This is a genomic window from Microvirga sp., from assembly GCF_014699075.1.
Lineage (GTDB): Bacteria > Pseudomonadota > Alphaproteobacteria > Rhizobiales > Beijerinckiaceae > Microvirga.
Genome location: NZ_JACXAB010000002.1, coordinates 1 through 15,997 on the forward strand (window position 1 = coordinate 1; position 15,997 = coordinate 15,997).

Genomic DNA, 15,997 nt, shown 5'->3' on the forward strand with positions numbered 1-15,997 from the left:
CCGCCGGAGATCTTGCGCTTGATCACGCAGGCGCGCAGGTCGTTCTCGGACGCATTGGTGTGCAGCGGGATCTCGGGACGCTCGAGCACCCGCAGCAGTTCGGCTTTGCGCCGCGCCAGGCGGGCCAGCACTTCGTCGAGGTCCTTGTAGCCCGTGCGTTGGCCAAAGATGCGGTTGAACTGCCGCCGGAATGACACCTCAGCGCCCGGTGCAGGACTCTGCTTCCACAGCTTCAGGCTGCGGTAAAAGCACCAGATCGCTTCGCGAACCAGCTCTACCGCCTGGGCCTGCTTGGGCGAGGCGGGCATCAGCTTCTGCAGGTGCCGCTCCGCATGAACCCAGCACAGGGCATGCGTGGCAACGCGGAACTGGCCGGCATCGTCGGAGACAACGACAGTGTTCCCCATTAGCCCATGATGCCGGATCGCCCCCCAGGTGGCGGCTTCGTTCAGCGTCTGCAGCAGGGGCCGGTCGAAGATGTTGATCGAGCACCGCGCCAGGTGCTCCAGCCATTCCAACTGCGAGCGGAACACTTGGCCCTGGAGCTTCGTCAACCGGGCGATCACGGCGGCCTCGACCGGCTGCCGGCGCAGGTAGTCCAGCGCAGCCTCGTTGACGACGTAGTCCTCGCGACCACCCCGCAGCAGCGACAGGAAGTTCAGGCGCGATTTCGATCGGCTGGTGCGAAAGACGCAAAAGCGTTCGCCGCCGATCTGCGTGGTCACACCCGGGCGGCGGGCATGGCGTGCGCCGGTGTCATCGACGGTGAGGTACGGCGAGGAGACCAAGCCCGCCTGCAGGACCGCATGATCCTCCTGTTCGAACGACTCCAGATCTGAGGTGAGCAGACGCACGACCTCCCGCTTCGAGATCGCCAGGCCGATGCCGTTCAGAAGATCGGTCAGGCGTTCCGTGGTCACCTGGCCTTGCGTGTGGAGAGCCAGGCAGAACCGCCGCACGCCAGGTCCGAACCCGCCGCTGATGCAGACCGGCAGCGGCGCGATGATGGTCTGCCCCTCCGGCGTGACCCAGCGTTCCCGCTTGTAGCGCACGACTTCGGCGACTAGCACCAGATCCCGGTGCACCACCGTCTTGTAGCCTTTGAAGCGCGATCCGGCTGGCACTTCGGCCCGGATCGTGACCTCGCGCGTCACCCGATCCCGTTTGGCGCCACGGCCGGGGCGGCGGCCCGGACCAGCAGGCTTTGGCTGGGTGGCCTTTTCCATGCCGGAGGGTTTGAACGGTGGCCGCGGCGGCAGGCGCTTGAGCCGGGCGATCTCATCCTTCAGGGCCTGGTTGTCGAGGCGCAGGTTGCTGTTGTCGAGGTGCAACCGTTCAACCTCTTGCTCCAGTCGATCGATCTTGCCGGCCAGATCCGAGACCAGCTGGCGCAGGGCCGTCGAGGACAGAGGCTTGCTGGACCTACCGGGCGGAGATGTCATGCCTGGATTGAATCATGAATGCTCGGTCGGAGGAATCCCTGCCCCCGAAAATGCCCCGGTTACGACTTGCAGCTAAGTTGGGGCGAGGAGGGGGTCGAACAACCAGCCATTACACTTCCCGAATTACCGTGGGAGACAATCGTTGGGCGGCTTGAGCAGATCGCAATTGCTATCCTCCGCTTTGACGCCCGTTTAGAGGCGTCTGGGCTCTCGGCGGGCTGGCAGTCTCGTTGCGATATGACCGAGGCAGTCCGCGCCCTGATGCTCGATGGCCATTTGGTCGACGTAGGCGATCTCGTCCTCCACGATGCCGGAATGGATGTCCGGCATCCTACTCACGAACTGACTCGAGCGGCGGCGGCTCTCAAAGCTCGGCGCACTGCCATGGCTCGAAAGGCACCCTGGCCAGTGTCAATCGATGGATTGGCGGCCCTAAGGGGCGTCGGCGGGATTGGCGTCGAGGCGACGGCAGCTTCAAAGGGCAAGAGGCCGGATCCGGAGAATGACGAGGCCTATCCGCCGTACGCCAATGATGCGGACCCGTGGAAGGCTCATTTTGCCGAGATCGACGCGTTGCTGGACCGGACCACCAGGGTTCTGGCAGGTGAAACCCCGCTTCCCAAGAACCGATCGCACCTTGTCTATGACCCGGACCAGGATGAGGCTGAGAACGAAGACCGGTGGCTCGACTTCGTGAAGCGGACATCTCACTGGCCGGCAGTTGCCGCGGCGGCAGTCGCCTGGAATGCGTGGCTTGACCTCAATCTTTATACCCGCTTGCCATGGCTGGGACTGACTATGGCAGCCTCTATTCTAAGATCGCGCGGGCTGACGAACCATCTCTTGCCGCTGGCGGCCGGCTTCAAAAAGTCGAAGTTCCGGCCACAGGGGAGGGAAGGGGCTAAGGAGAAACTCCATGGCTTTTGCAGCGTCATTGAGGAGGCCCTTGAGATCGCCAGTAAGGATTTGGAGAGGCTGATCCTGGCTCGCGAGCTGATGCAGCGGGTGACGGCCAAGACCCGCTCCAACTCGAAGCTGCCCGAGTTAGTCGATCTGTTCCTGTCCCGCCCGCTCGTGACGGTGCCACTCGGCGCCAAGCTTCTGAAGGTGACGCCGAAGGCTATTGATCTGATGCTAGGGCAACTCGGTGGGGCACTCCCACGGGAGCTTACTGGCAGGACCCGCTATCGTGCTTGGGGCATCGTGAGCTGAGGCAAGTTAGGCGACAAGGACGTTCCCCAAGCCCCTCATCACGTGAGATGGTCGCGCGGTGATTTACCCAGTTTCCTTTGTCGAATGGATTTCGAAGAGCTTCTCTGGCTTACTCCAATCGGGGCCCGATCGGGCCCTGTAGTGTAAAAGTCCTGATGAAGTCCCGCCCGAAGAGTTTCTCTAAGAAGTAGCCTCGTGCCCACCATTTCCTGGTCTAAGAACCTGCTTGCTCGCAATCCGGTGTTGAACGTCTTGGTTCTGGCCGGGGTCTTCAACCTGTTTTGCGCGGCCCTCGTTTACGATGAAAGGAGGAATGCGTTCGAGCAAGCCAAGGCATCATCGAGCAATCTTGTTGCAGCCGTCAGCCGGGACATCTCGCGCAACATTGAGATCATCGATCTAACGATCCAGAAGCTAATTGAGCGGACCACCCAGCCCGGCTTCAACCAACTGAGCCCTGACCTTCAGCGACAGCTACTGTTCGATCAGGTAGCCATGGCGCAGTATTTTGCAGCCCTTGCGGTGGTAGACGAGAGCGGGAGACTGAAGTTTCACTCCCGTTTCACTGACCTGGATATCATCAACGTCGCAAAGCAACAGTATTTTACCGCCCATCGCGATCGCCCTGACGCAGGCCTCTATGTTTCGCTTCCCATCAAGAGCCCGGTTGGACTTGGATGGGGTCTCGTGTTCAGTCGGCGGCTATCCCATCCAGATGGCCGGTTTGCCGGGGTCGCGTATGTAGGTCTGGGCCTGGACTACTTCACCGACCTGTTCAGCAGGATGGACCTTGGGCTCAAGGGCTCCATGTCCCTGATGCGAACGGACAAGACGCTGCTCGTGCGGGAGCCATTCAACGAGAAACAGCTCGGTACGGATGTGAGCGCAGCGGAGCTTTATCGCTACTACCCGGCGCAACGTTCAGGATCGTACGAGGCGACCACGTCTCCGCTCGACGGGATCCCAAGGCTCTACACGTTCACTCAGATCGGCGACTTCCCGATGACAATCAGCGTGGGACGCTCGTTACAGGACGTCTATGCTGCCTGGTGGCGTCGAGCCCTGACGATCAGCGGGATTGTTCTGGCCCTGACCGGGGCAATGATCGCGCTGGCCCTCAGCCTGCGGCGGGAGCTCCGGGGCAGGAGAGCTGCGCACCAGGAGGCGTTGCATAACGAAGCGCTTTTCCGCGGAGCGATGAAAGGGGCCGGGATCGGCACGGCGCTTCTGCGCCTCGACGGGACAGTGTTCAAGGTCAATCCAGCTTTCTGTCGGCTGTTCGGGTTTTCCGAAGGGGAGATGCTGTCGAAGACCGCTGCCGACCTGGTCCACCCCAGTGACGATCCGCCAGACGATGCAGCGCTCTTGAGAGGCGAGATCGACCTTGCGGAAAATGAACATCGCTTGCTGCGCAAGGATGGCGCGGAGGTCTGGATCTTCCGCTCCGCCTCTCTCCTGCGTGACGAGGCGGGCAAACCCGCGTACCTGATCGTGCAATTCCAGGACATTACAGCCCGACGCGAAGCCGAGGAGCAACTGAGATACAACGCGACCCATGATGAACTGACGGGTCTTCTGAATCGATCAGCCTTCGAGCAGAAGCTTGAAGAGGCCCTGGAGGAAAGCCGTGACACGGGCGTTAAGCATGCCCTGGCCTTTGTTGACCTCGACCGGCTGAAAATGATCAACGACTCCGCCGGCCATGTCGCCGGAGACGCCTTGTTGCGAGGCGTGGCAGGGGCCCTGCCGGGTTACCTGCGCGATGGCGACGTGATCGGCCGGCTCGGCGGGGATGAGTTTGGCATTATCCTGCTCGGATGTTCGCTCGACGATGCAAAGGCGATCCTTGAGGATCTCAATGCCGCGGCCAGTGCTATCCAGTTCCCATGGGACGATCGCAGCTACAGCGTCGGAGCCAGCATCGGCGTCACCGAGATTACGCCAAACTCCGTCTCCCCAAGTGCTGTCCTGGCTCAGGCGGATGTTGCCTGCCTGACAGCCAAAATGGCAGGGCGGAACCGGGTCAGCATCTACCGTCCCGAGCAGAGCGAAGCGGTCGATCGCCACCGCGAGATCGCTGTCGCGGCTGGGATCAAGCAGGCGATAGAAGAGGGTCGGTTGCGGCTCTTTGCCCAGAGGATTGTCGCGTGTGCGGATCCGACCCAGGACCGGTATGAGATCCTGGTGAGAATGGTAGACAGGGATGGGGCGATCATCCCGCCGTCTGTCTTCATTCCGGCGGCAGAGCGGTATGATCTCATCGGGGCAATCGACCGCTGGGTGGTTCGGGAAGCATTGAACACTGTGGGACGGGGAGGAGGTCTTGATCGGCAGACCTATCTCCACCTCAACCTGTCGGCAGCCTCGATCGGAGACGCTTCATTCGTGGCCCACGTGCTCGAGGCCCTTGAAGCCTCTGGGGTTGCGCCGGAGATCCTGGTCTTCGAGATCACGGAAACGGCCTTGGTCAGCAATATGGCCGTGGCAGCCGCGACAGTCGGCAAGCTGCGGGAGATGGGGTGCCGGATTGCGCTGGATGATTTCGGCACGGGCCTGAGTTCGTTCAACTACCTGCGCCAGTTCCCGGTTGACATGGTCAAGATCGACGGCAGCTTCGTTCACAACATGACGGTGAATGCGGTGGATCGCTACATCGTCAAATCGATCCACCAGATTGCCCAAGAACTCGGCGCGCAGACGGTGGCTGAGTTCGTCGAGGACGAAGCGACGTTCAAGTTAGTCACGTCCATGGGCATCACCTTCGCCCAAGGCTACGCGATCCATAGGCCTGAACCCCTCGATGCCGTCATGGCAGATCACAGAGTCTTGGCCGACGCGTAGCCGGCAGACGTATTGGCAAGCCTGGGGCATGGGTGAACTTGTTTTCAACCATGGTGCAGGTCTGTCATTGTCTGTTCATCTGCAGTGAGTTAAGTCTGCTCCCCGTTCCAAGGGACGGTGGCACATGTTGGTGTGGGGTACAGTTGTTGCCTTTCTGATCTCGCTCGTGGCGGTAGGCCCGCTGCGGGGAATCGCGCCATCCTGGCTACAGACCGGCGCGGAGTTCCTGGCCGTGATCAGCGTCTTCGCCCTTGTGTGCCTGCTGGAATCCAGCGGCAACAACAATGACCGTTCGAACACGGCCTCCTGAATAGCTTTAGTAACGATCTGACGTCTACGGTCCTGCTCCGTCCTTCATCGGAGACAGCCCATGAAATGCTTCCTGCTCGCCACGATCGGGATTGTCCTGATGTCTCCAACGGCAGTTGCCGATGGACTGACTTTGGCAGGCTCTCTCTGGCAATGTATCCGCGCCTCTGATCGGTCCCAGTTCGTCATCACTTTCTACCCAGGTGGCGGCGTTGGGGGAGGGGAGTTCGATAGCGGCGAGGTGAGCCCCTACATCTTCGATGCCTCCCGAACAAAGCCAGGCGAATGGCCGGGCAAGTGGGAGCAGACCGGCCAGCTTTTCACCTGGACCTTTCCTGATCAGAGCATCCGGATCGAGGGAAGCCTTTCAGGACTCGGTCAGAGAGCAGCGCGGCTCACCGGCACCGAAACCTCATCGGGAGAGCGATCAACTATCAGCTGCACGGCTCTCTCCAAACTGCCCAAGATCGGGGAGGGGTTAGTCATCCCCAAGGACAATCGGTTCATCGACTTGGATCAGGAAGATGGCGAGTTGAAGGTTCCGGCAGGGATCTCACTTCAGCCCCAAGATGCACGATGACGGTCAGCATCGGATTGGATGGTTAGTGAAGAATCCATAAGTGGCTTGACGACGTACAATCAGCCTTGGTTTGTAGATCGCATAAATCAATAAGCGATTTCAGGGGCACCCAGTATGCGCGTCCGGCAGTTTCTTTGCCTGATCGGAATGGCCGTAGGCCTTTCCCTCCCAACGGTTGTGAGAGCAGCCGACATCTTGCCGGTACAGGGTGGCTCCCCCTGCCACATTCGTCTCAGCGGCTCGATCGCAGCCGGTGACGCCAAGCGGATCGAGACTATCGTCAATTCCGCTGAGGACCGCAGGCCGATTAAGATCGAAGACTCGTCGGAGCATCGCACAGTGTTGTGCCTTGACAGCCCAGGAGGCTCCTATGTCGAGGGTCTCAGGCTTATGAACCTTATGAGGGACAAAGGCATCGGAACGCTGATCGAGAGGAATGCGGGCTGCTTTTCCGCATGCGCTCTGGTCTTCATGGCAGGGCAGATCGAAGAGGAGGAGGCTCTGACCTTCCCCTGGCGACACCTGCATTATGGCGGGAGGCTGGGGTTCCACGCTCCGTACTACAAAACCGACAAGGAGACGTATCAGAAGGAAGAGGTGCAGCAGCTGATCGATGGTTTGATCCTGACGACAAGCTGGCTGTTGCAGAATTCTGAGCGGTCTTCGATCCCGGTCAGCCTGATCACGGAGATGCTGCGTTATGGCCCCTCTGAGTCCTTGAACGTTGACAACGTACTGCGGGCCGGACGCTGGAACATCACGCCGTATGGTGCCTCGATCCCCGTCAACGCGACAGAGAGGGCGGCCAACTACCTGTGTCAAAACCAGTACATCTGGGAACGCTACGACGATTACACCTCGGGAGCCCTCGCGCGGGAGTACATCGAAGAAAACCGCCTGTCTGACCTTTATAAGATGCCGTCCGGCGTGGCCCTTAAGAAAACCCAGAGTGGGATCAGGGTGTCTGTTCCTGGGTTCCCCCCTGAGGGCACTAGGATCTGTGTCGTTGATTTTGTCCTCAGCAAAGGCCGGGTCACGAAGGTCCACCAGGTCTGGGACTTCAACTACGAGGAAAAGCGCCCTCCGTTTGCGGAAGGGGGCGAGGTTCCGGCGTGGAAGCTCCTGCCTCTCAATGCGGTTCTCCACTCGCTTGCAAAGTGATGAGCCTGCGCGATTCCTGTGCGCCTCTCTGTATCTCAAAGAGGCTACGAGGAGGATAGGACCGGAATCAACTCGGGTCCTACTTACAGCCGGCGTTTAGCGCCACATGCCCCGCATTTTGGCGCCGAGGTCAACCCGAACCCCGCTAGTTGTGGAAGCGCCAGGCGCAGGATCGGGTACGGCTTTGGGCCATGACGCTCGCTCGAAAAGCTTCAGAAGAGAACTGGGAATGAAGCGGGTACGAGCCGCATAGACGTGGCGATCCCCTGTAGCAGACTGCTGGTGGGTGAAGAACCGCTGCGGCACCACGAGATCCAGGTTGTCCTTGGCTCGGGTCATTGCGACATACAGCAACCGCCGCTCCTCCTCGATCTCCGCCGTAGTGCCCGTGCCGAGGTCCGACGGAATACAGCCATCGACCACATTCAGAACGAATACCGACTTCCACTCCTGTCCCTTCGCAGAATGTATGGTCGACAGGATCAGGTAGTCCTCGTCAAGCAAGGGCACTCCGGCCTGATCGCTCGTGGCATCCGGTGGATCCAGAGTGAGCTCAGTGAGAAAGCGCTCTCGGGAGGGATAGCCGGCAGCGATCTGTTCCAGTTGGATAAGGTCGGCCTTTCGCGTCGAGGCATCCTCATGCATTCGTTCCAGGTGAGGCTCGTACCAGACACGAGCTTGCTCAAGTTCAGCCGGCCATCCGGCTAAACCCGCGCGAAGCTGCGTGATTGTGTCGACAAAGGCTTGCCACCCATCCCCAGCACGGGGCGGGGCAGGGGCTTCTATCAGCGCTGCAATCGGATCGGCAGCATCATGCATGCGATCCAGCACACGCTGGGCGGAGGTTGGTCCAACCCCGGGCAGCAGCTGCATCAGCCGGAAGCCGGCGACGCGATCCCGTGGGTTCTGAACGAACCGCAGCAACGCGAGCACATCCTTGATGTGAGCGGCGTCGAGGAACTTGAGGCCCCCGAACTTCACGAACGGGATGTTCCGGCGGGTGAGCTCAATCTCCAGCGGACCGCTGTGATGGGAGGTCCGAAACAGGACGGCCTGCTGTTTGAGAGCCATCCCGCATTCGCGGTTTGCCAGCACCCGGTCCACGACGTACCGGGCTTGGTCGCCCTCGTCACGGACGGCAACAAGTTGCGGCTGTTCGGCCGAGGTCCGGTCGGTCCAGAGATTTTTAGTGAAACGCTCGGATGCAAGCTCGATCACGGCATTGGCCGCGGCCAAGATGGGCTGGGTCGAGCGGTAATTGCGGTCCAGGGTGACGATCTCAGCCGCCGGGCTGAACTGCGCCGGGAAATCCAGGATGTTGCGGACCGTCGCGGCCCGAAATGAATAGATTGACTGAGCATCGTCTCCGACGACCGTGAGACCGTCTCCATGTGGCTTTAACGCGAGCAGGATTGAGGACTGGAGGCGGTTCGTATCTTGGTACTCGTCGATGAGGACATGATCAAAGCGCCCACCGAGTTCGTCGGCAATCGTGGGCTCGGCCGCCATCTGAGCCCAGTAGAGCAGAAGATCATCATAATCGAGGACGTTCTGGCGCTGCTTGGCCTCTACATAGGCGGCGAACAGTTGCCGCAACTCAGCGGCCCATCCGACACACCACGGGTAGGATGCTCTCAATACCTCATCGATGGGCATCTCGGCATTCACGCAGCGGGAATAGATCGCCAGACACGTTCCCTTTGCGGGAAAGCGGCTCTCTGTTTTGGAGAACCCGAGCTCATGCCGGACGAGGTTCATGAGGTCGGCAGAGTCCTCTCGGTCATGGATCGAGAAGGCTGGGTTGAGGCCTATCTCAAGGGCATAGTCGCGCAGCAGTCTGGCGCCGATGCCGTGAAACGTGCCAGCCCAGGTGAGGGCGTCGGTCATTATGCTGGCACTCTGGCCCATGACCTGTCCGGCGATGCGCTCGACCCGACGCGCCATCTCAGCGGCCGCCCTACGTGAGAAGGTCAGCAAAAGGATGCGACGCGGATCAGCCCCGTTGACGATGAGATGAGCGACGCGGTGTGCAAGTGTGTTGGTCTTGCCTGATCCCGCTCCGGCGATCACCAGCAGCGGACGAGGCGAGGCTGAGACCCCCGCAGACACTCCGTACTCAACCGCTCGACGTTGTTCTGGATTGAGTTTTTCGAGATAGGCGGCAGCGATGGTCACCAGCGAATCGTCCCCTTTGTCGGAGAGCATAGAACCCTGTTTCTCGTTTTGTTCGCAAGCGGTGAATGTGCGAGATCCGCTCTGCTTTGCTGGCGAGGTGAAGTAAGAAGCAAAGTTCGGCCCAATTGCCCGAATGTTGCCGCAACCAACCAAAAGCGAGGCCGCCCTACTCAGGCGGCCTTTCCTATGCAAGCACGACTGACGTTCGTCCGCTTTCGTCTTACGATCAGACATTCAGCCTACTTCCGGAATGTGCCATTTGAAGACGTTCCGAGTATATGGGGTCGCCGCCAGCCACCAAAATCTGGTGTCTACGGCAACAGTTCCGAGGTGCGCCTTTGCACTGTGCTAGCTTCAACCGATGGCAAAACCTCAGGTGGGAGAGGATTTCTCCAAAGCGTTGACACCACCCGCGATGGATTTCCAGAAGGCTTCCGCTGTCGGGCCCTGCCGGCGCAAGGGCCGGATTAATCTGATCTCGACTTCAATCGAGTAATTGCCATGCCCCGGATCAACGAGACGGCTGGCCACGATGTCATCGTGGGCGAGGGTTTGCGGAAGCCACGCAATGCCTTCGCCTTGACGCGCCATGGTCAGCAGCGTCGCCGCCAACTGTGCCGTGAGTGTCTTCTGAAGCGACAGCGTCGGCCAGTTCTTCTCCAGGACGGCGGCCACGATCCGGCCGAGGCCGGATTGCGGCCGGTACGACAGAAGGCGCGACGGCGACGACGGATCCCCAGGCAGCGGCCATTGCGGCGTGCCATCCTCGAGGGGAGCACAGAGCGGCAGCAGCACATCGCTTCCGACCACGACGCTCGTGAACTGGCTGGCCTCAAGGCGGGGCATGGCATCACGATGGAAGTGGCACAGCATGAACTCGGCATCACCCCTCGCCATGATCTGTTCGCACGCCTCCATGGTGTCCGAGATCAGGTTGAGGGGACCGAGAGTTCCGAACTGGGGGTGACTCCTGATCCAGTCGGGGAAGAAGACGAATGAAAGCGCATGCGTGGCGGCAATGGAGATGACGGAGGCCTCCCGGCCTGCAACCTCGAGCGTCTCCTGACGCAACCGGTAGATGTTGCGGGTCAGGTCTTCGGCATGGGCCCGAAGGAAGGCCCCGGCGGGCGTCAATGAGGTCCCTTGTGGCGAACGCACGAACAGGCGCGTTCCCATCCACTCTTCCAGAGATTGGATGCGCCGGCTGAAGGCCGGCTGCGTCACATGCCGGGTCTCGGCGGCCCGGGCAAAGGTCTTGTGCTCGGCCAGAGCCAGAAAATCTTCCAGCCAGGTCAGATCCATGGGCAATGCCGATTGTGCATGTCGATCCTCGGTCTTGGTATTGGGCGGCCACTAGCGGGATGTCTATACGACGTACCCAACCTGGCTCAATCCAGCAACAGGAGACCAAGTCATGAAAATCCTCGAGATCCGCGAAGTCACCGCGCCGATCGCCTCATCAATTGCCAACGCCTACATCGACTTCTCCAAGATGACGCTGTCGCTCGTCGCCGTCGTCACCGATGTGGTCCGGGATGGCCGCCGGGTCGTGGGGTACGGGTTCAATTCGAACGGCCGCTACGGCCAGGGTGGCCTGATCCGCGAGCGCTTCGCGCCGCGTATCCTGGAGGCAGCGCCTGAGTCCGTCCTCGACGATACGGGAGAGAACCTCGATCCGGACCGCATCTGGGCGACCATGATGAAGAACGAGAAGCCTGGCGGTCACGGCGAACGCTCGGTCGCGGTCGGCACCATCGACATGGCGGTCTGGGATGCCGTGGCCAAGATCGCCGGCGAGCCCCTGTTCCGGCTCCTCGCCAAGCGGTATGGCCGCGAGGCCAATCCGCGGGTCTTCGTCTATGCCGCGGGCGGCTACTACTACCCGGGCAAGGGCCTCGACGAGCTACGGGCCGAGATGCGGAGCTACCTCGACCGCGGGTACAACGTGGTCAAGATGAAGATCGGCAACAGCATCGCCGAGGACCAGCCCCGGATTGAGGCCGTGCTGAAGGAGCTCGATGGCAAGGCCCAGCTCGCGGTCGATGCGAACGGGCGGCTGACGCTCGAGCAGGGCATCGCCTATGCCAGGATGCTGCGCGAGTACCCGCTGTTCTGGTACGAGGAGGTCGGCGATCCCCTCGACTTCGCGCTGCAAGCGGCGCTGGCCGAGTTCTATCCGGGCCCGATGGCCACCGGCGAGAACCTGTTCAGCCACCAGGATGCCCGCAACCTGCTGCGGTACGGTGGCATGCGCCCGGATCGCGACTGGCTCCAGTTCGACTGCGCCCTCTCCTATGGCCTCTGCGAGTACCTTCGGACGCTAGAGGTGCTGAAGGTCGCCGGGTGGTCACCCAGCCGCTGCATCCCGCATGGCGGGCACCAGATGTCGTTGAACATCGCAGCCGGTCTCGGATTGGGCGGCAATGAAAGCTACCCGGACCTGTTCCAACCCTATGGCGGCTTCCCCGACGGCGTTCGGGTCGAGGACGGCCACATCGTCATGCCGGATCTGCCCGGCATTGGCTTCGAGGGCAAGTCAGACCTGATCAAGGTCATGCGGGAACTGGCCGAGTAACCAGGCCCGACACAATGCTCCCGGCCCGGCGCGATGTCCGCATCAGGAAATGCAGACATCCCGCGAGACCAACAGCAATATCGGAATCCGGAGCAAGAGGCGCTGCCTCACGGGAATGCAATCAAACGAAACGTCCACAGGAGGAAACTGATGAAGAAGGTAACGCTTGCTCTTGCCGCGCTCGCAGGTGTCGTCGCCACGGGTACCCAGGCCCAGACCTATCCCACCCGTCCGATCACCATGATCGTGCCCTTCGCGGCCGGTGGCCCGACCGACGTGATCGCCCGCATCGTGGGCGAACACATGTCCCGCACGCTGGGTCAGCAGATCGTGGTCGAGAACGTAGCGGGAGCCGGCGGCACCACGGGCATTACCCGTGGTGCCCAGTCGACGCCGGACGGTTACACCATCATGATGGGCCACATGGGCACCCACGGCGCCGCTCCAGCCCTCTACCCGAAGCTCAAGTACGATCCGACCAAGGATTTCGCCCCCATTGGCATGGCCGGTGGAACCCCGATCGTGATCGTCGCCAAGAAGGACTTTCCGGCCAATGACCTGAAGGCGTTGGTGAACCATGTGCAGGCAAACGGCGAGAAGGTGAACATGGCCCATGCCGGCGTGGGCTCGGTCTCGCACGCGAGCGGGACCTTCTTCAGCTCAACGATAAAGGCGAAGCCCACCATGGTGGCCTACCGCGGCACAGGCCCAGCCCTAAACGATCTCATGGCGGGCACCGTCGACTTCATGACGGACCAGATCGTCAACGTGGCGCCGCAGATCCAGGGCGGCAACATCAAGGCATTTGCCATCGCGACGCCCGAGCGCTCGCCCGCGCTGCCGGACGTGCCGACCACCAAGGAGGCCGGCCTTGAGGGTTACCAGGTCAGCCCCTGGAATGCGATCTTCGCGCCCAAGGGCACTCCGCCCGAGATCGTCAAGAAGCTCAACGATGCCCTCCTGAAGGCCCTCGATGACGACAACACCAAGAAGCGTCTCCTCGATTTGGGCGGCGTGCTGCCGACCGCTTCCGAGCGCACCCCGGAAGGACTGCAAAAACTTGTTGAGTCCGAAGTTGCCCGGTGGACCCCGGTGCTCAAGGCGGCTGGTGTCACGGCCGAATAGACATGGCCCTCACAATCTGAATGGCGGGCTTCGTGCCCGCCATTCCGCTATCGCTCAGTCGCGTACGGAGACGGGCGTTCTGGCGTTCTGAAAAGGCATCGCAGGCTCATTGAAGGTCCGCTCGGGGTCAAATGGACTAAACCGCTACCGCGGTAGGACATGCCGGCGCTGTCGGCGTCTGGAACGATCATAGAGGTCACGCCGGGACGTGTCTGGCCTGAGAATGGAGAGGTTTCCTCCACCCTCAGAACAGGAGCCTCCCATGACCCACGCGTCCGTCAGCCCTCTTCGCCAGCGCCTGATCGACGACATGACGATCCGCCATTTCGCCCCGCGCACTCAGCAGGCCTACATCCGCGCCATCCGTCGCTTCAGCGCCTTCCTCGGCGCCTCGCCCGACCAGGCCGGCTTCGAGGATGTGCGCCGCTACCAGTTGTTCCTGATCGAGACCGGCGCCAGCCCGCCCACCATCAACCACGCCGTCACGGCCCTGCGCTTCCTCTTCCAGGTCACCCTGCACAGGCCTGAGGTCATGCACCAGGTGCCGTTCGTGCCCGAGCCGCGCAAGCTGCCGGTGGTCCTCAGCCCCGACGAGGTCGCCCGCCTGCTCGAGGCGGCGCCCAACCTCAAGTCCAAGGCGGCGCTGAGTGTCGCCTACGGGGCAGGCCTGCGCGCCTCCGAGGTCGTCACCCTCAAGGTCAGCGACATCGATTCCACCCGCATGGTCATCCGCGTCGAGCAGGGCAAGGGCCGCAAGGACCGCTATGTCATGCTCTCGCCGCAGCTTCTCGCGCTCCTGCGCGCCTGGTGGAAGGCGGCCCGGCCGCAGGGCTGGCTCTTTCCGGGCCAGAACCGGGTCAACCCGCTCACCCCGCGTCAGCTCAACCGCGCCTGTCATGCCGCCGCCCGCCTGGCCGAGATCGACAAGCCCGTGAGCCTGCACACCCTGCGCCACAGCTTCGCCACCCACCTGCTCGAGCAGAACGTCGACATCCGCGTCATCCAGGTGCTGCTCGGGCATACCAAGCTCGACACCACCGCCCGCTACACCCGCGTCGCCACCCAGCTCATCCGCACCGTGATGAGCCCGCTCGATCATCTGCCTCTCGCGGATCCGCCGGCCTGAGGGCAGACCCATGCCCCACCCGGCTCTCGAGGTGGCGGACATCTTCCGCACCCACGGGGCGGCCTGGCGCGCCGCCCACACGGGCCACATCAGCCTCGGCCAGCTCAAGGTGATGAGCGCCATCGAGGTCTGCCGCACGGCCGATCTTGGCGGGCATGTGGAGCGCTGTGAGCGCTGTGCCCACACGCAGATCGCCTACAATTCCTGCCGCAACCGGCATTGCCCCAAGTGTCAGGGCGCAGCGGCCCAGGACTGGCTCGCCGATCGCGAAGCCGAGCTGCTGCCCCTGCCCTACTTCCACGTGGTGTTCACGCTACCGGCCGCGATCGGCGATCTGGCCTGGTCCAACAAGGCGGTGGTCTATGATCTGCTGTTCAAGGCTTCCGCCGAGACCCTGCTCACCTTGGCGGCCGATCCCAAACACCTGGGCGCACGCATCGGCTTCACCGCGGTGCTGCACACCTGGGGCTCGGCCCTGACGCATCATCCGCATGTGCACGTGATCGTGCCCGGCGGCGGCCTGTCGCGCGACGGTGAGCGGTGGGTGGCGTGCCGGCCGGGCTTCCTTCTGCCGGTGCGGGTGCTCTCGCGGCTGTTCCGGCGCCTGTTCCTGGACGGGCTGTCCCGCGCCCAGGCGACCGGGCGCCTGGGCTTCTTCAGAACTCAGGTTCATCTGGCCCAGCCGGAGGCGTTCAGCGCCTTGCTGGCGGCGCTGCGGCGGATCGAGTGGGTGGTCTACTGCAAGCGCCCGCTCCGTGGGCCCGCGGCGGTGCTGGCCTATCTGGCGCGCTACACCCATCGGGTGGCAATCTCGAACTCTCGGCTGATCGCCTGCGATGCGGATGGGGTCAGCTTCCGCTGGAAGGATTACCGGCACAAGGGACGTCAGCGCATCAAGGTGCTGCGGCTGAGCGTGGATGAGTTCATCCGTCGCTTTCTGCTGCACGTGCTGCCCGACGGCTTTCACCGCATCCGCCACTATGGCTTGTTCGGCAATGGCGTGCGTCAGGAAAACCTCGCTCGTGCACGGACGCTGCTGGCCGTGGCCGAGAAGCCGATGGCCGATGCTCCTGCCCCGATCGAGCCGTCGCGGTGTTGCCCGTGCTGCGGCGGTCGCATGATCCTCATCGAGCGGTTCGCCCGCGAATGTGCACCGCGCCCGGCGCCCTCTCCCCCGATCCGGATCGACACCTCATGACCTCACGCCGGCCCGCCCCTGACCCTCATGCTGCTGATGCCGGGTGCTGCATCCGGCACACCGGCGCTCGCCGCTTCGCCCTGAGTGGTGACCATGATGCATCCTCATCCGTGCCGTTGGCACACCGAGAGTGTCGTTTGCCGCGCCCGCGGGGGCCCTCACAGCGAGCTCACCCACACCGGATCAGGTCCGTGACGGTTGCTCAGCACCCGATGCCGACGCCACAATCCCCATAACATCCGCAGCGTCAGCA

12 protein-coding genes are annotated in these 15,997 nt (G+C 62.2%); 9 read left to right on the forward strand and 3 right to left on the reverse strand.

Annotated elements, in window-relative coordinates; genetic code table 11:
* Nucleotides 1-1,442 (reverse strand): transposase (locus tag IC232_RS03060; protein WP_190843445.1); only part of this gene is annotated, 1,442 nt, incomplete at its 3' end.
* Between the two features lie 18 nt (nt 1,443-1,460).
* Here IC232_RS03060 and IC232_RS03065 point away from each other — a divergent pair.
* The 5 genes from IC232_RS03065 to IC232_RS03085 all read left to right on the forward strand — a co-directional run bounded on the left by IC232_RS03065 (nt 1,461) and on the right by IC232_RS03085 (nt 7,545).
* Nucleotides 1,461-2,654, forward strand: coding sequence for an RHE_PE00001 family protein (locus IC232_RS03065; protein ID WP_281413334.1), 1,194 nt, complete (start codon nt 1,461-1,463; stop codon nt 2,652-2,654).
* A 195-nt stretch (nt 2,655-2,849) separates the two neighbouring features.
* On the forward strand, nt 2,850-5,495 hold the full coding sequence (locus IC232_RS03070; protein WP_190843446.1) for an EAL domain-containing protein: 2,646 nt from the start codon (nt 2,850-2,852) through the stop codon (nt 5,493-5,495).
* A 124-nt stretch (nt 5,496-5,619) separates the two neighbouring features.
* Complete coding sequence (locus tag IC232_RS03075; RefSeq protein WP_190843447.1) at nt 5,620-5,805, forward strand: hypothetical protein; 186 nt, start codon at nt 5,620-5,622, stop codon at nt 5,803-5,805.
* Nucleotides 5,806-5,865: 60 nt separating this feature from the next.
* Nucleotides 5,866-6,384, forward strand: coding sequence for a hypothetical protein (locus IC232_RS03080; RefSeq protein WP_190843448.1), 519 nt, complete (start codon nt 5,866-5,868; stop codon nt 6,382-6,384).
* Between the two features lie 195 nt (nt 6,385-6,579).
* Nucleotides 6,580-7,545, forward strand: a complete 966-nt coding sequence (locus tag IC232_RS03085; protein WP_190843449.1) for a hypothetical protein — start codon at nt 6,580-6,582, stop codon at nt 7,543-7,545.
* A 96-nt stretch (nt 7,546-7,641) separates the two neighbouring features.
* Here the strand turns inward: IC232_RS03085 and IC232_RS03090 are convergent, their stop codons facing one another.
* Entirely contained in the window at nt 7,642-9,750 is a 2,109-nt protein-coding gene (locus tag IC232_RS03090; protein WP_210335220.1) for an ATP-dependent helicase, read from the reverse strand.
* Between the two features lie 342 nt (nt 9,751-10,092).
* Nucleotides 10,093-11,022: a LysR family transcriptional regulator gene (locus IC232_RS03095; protein WP_190843450.1), complete on the reverse strand. Its 930-nt coding sequence runs from the start codon at nt 11,020-11,022 to the stop codon at nt 10,093-10,095.
* A 112-nt stretch (nt 11,023-11,134) separates the two neighbouring features.
* Here IC232_RS03095 and IC232_RS03100 point away from each other — a divergent pair, with 112 nt between their 5' ends.
* From IC232_RS03100 to IC232_RS03115, 4 genes are all read left to right on the forward strand, one after another.
* The gene (locus tag IC232_RS03100; protein ID WP_190843451.1) at nt 11,135-12,295 is read left to right on the forward strand and encodes a mandelate racemase/muconate lactonizing enzyme family protein; all 1,161 of its coding nucleotides are present in this window, start codon (nt 11,135-11,137) and stop codon (nt 12,293-12,295) included.
* Nucleotides 12,296-12,445: 150 nt separating this feature from the next.
* Nucleotides 12,446-13,420 carry a tripartite tricarboxylate transporter substrate-binding protein gene (locus tag IC232_RS03105; RefSeq protein WP_190843452.1) on the forward strand — a complete coding sequence of 325 codons (975 nt, stop codon included), beginning with the start codon at nt 12,446-12,448 and terminating at the stop codon, nt 13,418-13,420.
* Between the two features lie 262 nt (nt 13,421-13,682).
* Complete coding sequence (locus tag IC232_RS03110; protein ID WP_190843453.1) at nt 13,683-14,546, forward strand: tyrosine-type recombinase/integrase; 864 nt, start codon at nt 13,683-13,685, stop codon at nt 14,544-14,546.
* Nucleotides 14,547-14,556: 10 nt separating this feature from the next.
* Nucleotides 14,557-15,744: an IS91 family transposase gene (locus tag IC232_RS03115; protein ID WP_190843454.1), complete on the forward strand. Its 1,188-nt coding sequence runs from the start codon at nt 14,557-14,559 to the stop codon at nt 15,742-15,744.
* The last annotated feature ends 253 nt before the right edge of the window (nt 15,745-15,997 follow it).

Bases quoted from the DNA above. Each gene is read 5' to 3' on its own strand.
- IC232_RS03095 (WP_190843450.1), bottom strand. From the start codon at position 11,022: ATGGATCTGACCTGGCTGGAAGATTTTCTGGCTCTGGCCGAGCACAAG.
- IC232_RS03115 (WP_190843454.1), top strand. From the start codon at position 14,557: ATGCCCCACCCGGCTCTCGAGGTGGCGGACATCTTCCGCACCCACGGG.
- IC232_RS03080 (WP_190843448.1), top strand. From the start codon at position 5,866: ATGAAATGCTTCCTGCTCGCCACGATCGGGATTGTCCTGATGTCTCCA.
- IC232_RS03110 (WP_190843453.1), top strand. From the start codon at position 13,683: ATGACCCACGCGTCCGTCAGCCCTCTTCGCCAGCGCCTGATCGACGAC.
- IC232_RS03075 (WP_190843447.1), top strand. From the start codon at position 5,620: ATGTTGGTGTGGGGTACAGTTGTTGCCTTTCTGATCTCGCTCGTGGCG.
- IC232_RS03100 (WP_190843451.1), top strand. From the start codon at position 11,135: ATGAAAATCCTCGAGATCCGCGAAGTCACCGCGCCGATCGCCTCATCA.
- IC232_RS03065 (WP_281413334.1), top strand. From the start codon at position 1,461: ATGCTCGGTCGGAGGAATCCCTGCCCCCGAAAATGCCCCGGTTACGAC.
- IC232_RS03090 (WP_210335220.1), bottom strand. From the start codon at position 9,750: ATGCTCTCCGACAAAGGGGACGATTCGCTGGTGACCATCGCTGCCGCC.
- IC232_RS03105 (WP_190843452.1), top strand. From the start codon at position 12,446: ATGAAGAAGGTAACGCTTGCTCTTGCCGCGCTCGCAGGTGTCGTCGCC.